General features: G+C 42.1%; 2 pseudogenes. Both read left to right on the top strand.

The features are described from left to right. The first annotated feature begins 280 nt into the window (after positions 1-280). Positions 281-1,123 (top strand): annotated as a pseudogene (locus tag AACW06_RS19035) (DUF4123 domain-containing protein). 2 nt (positions 1,124-1,125) lie between these two features. Continuing rightward, positions 1,126-2,857, top strand: a pseudogene (locus AACW06_RS19030) (lipase family protein); the annotation flags it as partial. Between the last annotated feature and the right edge of the window lie 119 nt (positions 2,858-2,976).

Below are 2,976 nucleotides of genomic sequence, written 5' to 3'. Positions count from 1 at the left end.
TATCACGTTCAATGTCGTGCATTTGTTCGAGTTGCAGTTTCTGTTGAGGAGTCAGTGTAATTTTCATGGTTCGTAGCATGATCTTGATTCTACTGAAAATCAAGTATCTTCAATGATCACGGGTATAGAACCTTAATACTGGTGTTATTTTTGCTTAATGAGGCATTGCATTATGCAATATGACTCACGAAAAGGACCAAACTATGTCAGCCGCTCTTCGAACCATTTCTTACCAAGCGTTATTAAACGCAGAGCAAGCCCATATGCCAGCCGTAAGATTGTGTTCTACGCAGGGGAAACCGTCATGATCCTCTCTTGGTTTCAACAGCAGCAAAATCATCGCTATTGGTTAGTTGATCGTAAGCTTCACGAACAGGCTTTACAGCAAAATGGGGGCTTTGGGTTTGAAGAAGCCGTGCCTCTGTTTTATGGTGCAATGTTTACTGAGGTGATGCCACTCTCTCCATGGTTAATCCCTGTTTCTGAATCGGTATTGTCGCTCCCTAAAGCGTTACTTGAACAGGGTGTTTGGCTATCAAGCCATGCCGAGGGTGATGAAGTTTTGAACCATCTTCGCAGTTTATTAATTGTCGGATTAGAGGGCGAGGAAGTGATGTTTCGCTTTTACGATAGGTCGGTCATTATTCCTATGTTAGCGAGAATGGACCAATCAGAAGTGAACCAGTTTTTAGGCAATGTCAATCAATTAGCTTCATTAGATGATGGTGACCAAGGTCACTTAGTCACGTTTGACAACACATCGCACGCGCCATTTAATGCTCAGCAAGGCTCTTGGTGGGTGATAAAAGCGCATCATCTTGATAAACAAGAGAACTTACCCTTGTTAAAAGCTAACCTTGAATCTTGGTTATGGCAGCATTTCCCCAAGGCAATGGATCAGCACCTTACGCAAGGGCGTGATATCGCTTCCATGCTCACACCGTTTCTCTCTGCTGCTTAGCAAACCTTAACGTATCGTGTGATGAGCGCGGCCATTGCGACGATTATGGGCAACGAATACTTGGCTCAGCCTAGCATGATAGAACTGATCAAAGATCATCAAAATGAAGAGATTCAACACGCTCTGCATGTCTTAGCTCGCCAATTACAACATGAGGGATAATCATGGATTCATTTAACTATTGTGTGCAGTGCAACCCTGAGAAAAACTGGCTGGAATTAGAGTTCATGAGTGAAAACGATGAACCGATTGATGGCCTTGACGTCACCATTACGCTCAACGATACCTCCCACACACACGCAAACCACCAGCGGTGGTAAAGTTTTATTTGCAAATATTGTTGCGGGTGAATGGCGCGCCTCCGTCAGCCAAGCCTCTTTATTAAGCGAAGTCGAAAAGTACGGCAGCCGTAAAGAAGGGCAAGAGTCGCCAGTGAAAACCCGCGCATCGGCAGAGCTTGATGCTGCTGAGCAAAGCCCGAAACGGTATCGCAGCACCACCATAGGTGATTTCTGGGATGAGGCCCCTCAAGATGAGTTTTTGCAAGAGCATCATAAAGGCATAGATACTAATGCCTCTGCGGAAAAAGCAGGATTCAGACTCAGCCACAACCAAAGTTACGTTTTTGAAATCAAAGCACTGCGCAGTTATATGCCAGTGATTATTGATACCGATGAATTTAGTTTGGTGAATAGTTATACCTTTGCGTTGTTGTCACAGTTGGCTTATGCGAGTGATGAAAAGAGCGTGGATAAAGATTCAGAAACGGATAGTTCAGGAAGCATTGAAACTGTCATTAAGCAATTTAAGTCTAAACAGTTACCGGCCCAGTCTGGCTCTCAAAAAGCCAGATGGCTTGTTGAAGAAGTGCCATATAGTCAAGCGTTGAGCTACAAATACTATGCTGATGATCAAGCTGATGCACAAGGTTATATTCTTTCAAATGACGATATGGCAATAGTCGCTATTAGAGGTACAGAACCTTATTTTTACGCTTCACCTTCTGATGAGGGATCAAAATTAATCATTACTAAAGTTGCTAATGGTATTGACGCTGTACTTAATTCACCAGGTATGAATGACCTTGTAAAAACAGACTTGGATGCAGCACAAATTGCACCTAAAGAATTTGGAGGGACTTATGTCCATCGGGGGTTCTATCGATATGCTATGGCATTATTAGATATTATGCTGAAAGAATTAGATAAACATGGGGGCAAGAAATTATATTTTTGTGGTCATAGTTTAGGTGGTGCAGGGGCACTGCTGTTAAGTGCGTTAACTAAAGACGCCTACAATTCTTCACAGCTACGCTTATACACTTACGGAATGCCACGTACAGGAACACGCAGTTTTGTTACCCGATATCAGAATATTCTGCATTATCGTCATGTTAATAACCATGACTTGGTTGCTCAAATCCCCATGACATGGGCAAATACTGATATTACAGAAGGGCTAGATAAATGGGATATATTTAGTAGTGGTATAACATTGATTAAGAAAATGCTCACCGATAACGACGATGATAATTATCTCCACCATGGTCATTTATCGCAGTTACTGACTTATCAAGAACCAGATCAAATTCTACTAACACCCAGACAAACACAAGTGACGATGTTAGATATGGTAAAATTAGCCACTAATGATTCTGTCTCGCTGGTAAATAATTTGTCCGAAGCATCGATTGCTGAGCACGGTATGGATCATTATGTACCTAACTTATGGCAACAGCTGCTTGCTTTAAGTAATGAAAGTTTAATGACGCATTATCAACAAGCAATATCAGCTCTCGATCAAGAAATTGCTACTTTACAGAAAAGTTATCTCACCGTTAAACAAACTTGGGCTCGTTCTATCGGAGATGGCACACCTGCTATGGGAACAGGGCGGGATCGCACTTTGTTAACAGATGTGATCTAATAACCTCAAACCCTTTGCTATGTGCCCATTTTGAACTTAATTGAACATTTGTCAGTCGTTGAAGATACCCGTTCTGACATTAATCAAAA

Source organism: Vibrio sp. S12_S33, from assembly GCF_963889785.1.
GTDB lineage: Bacteria > Pseudomonadota > Gammaproteobacteria > Enterobacterales > Vibrionaceae > Vibrio > Vibrio aestuarianus.
This window is presented reverse-complemented; position numbering and strand designations above follow the sequence as displayed.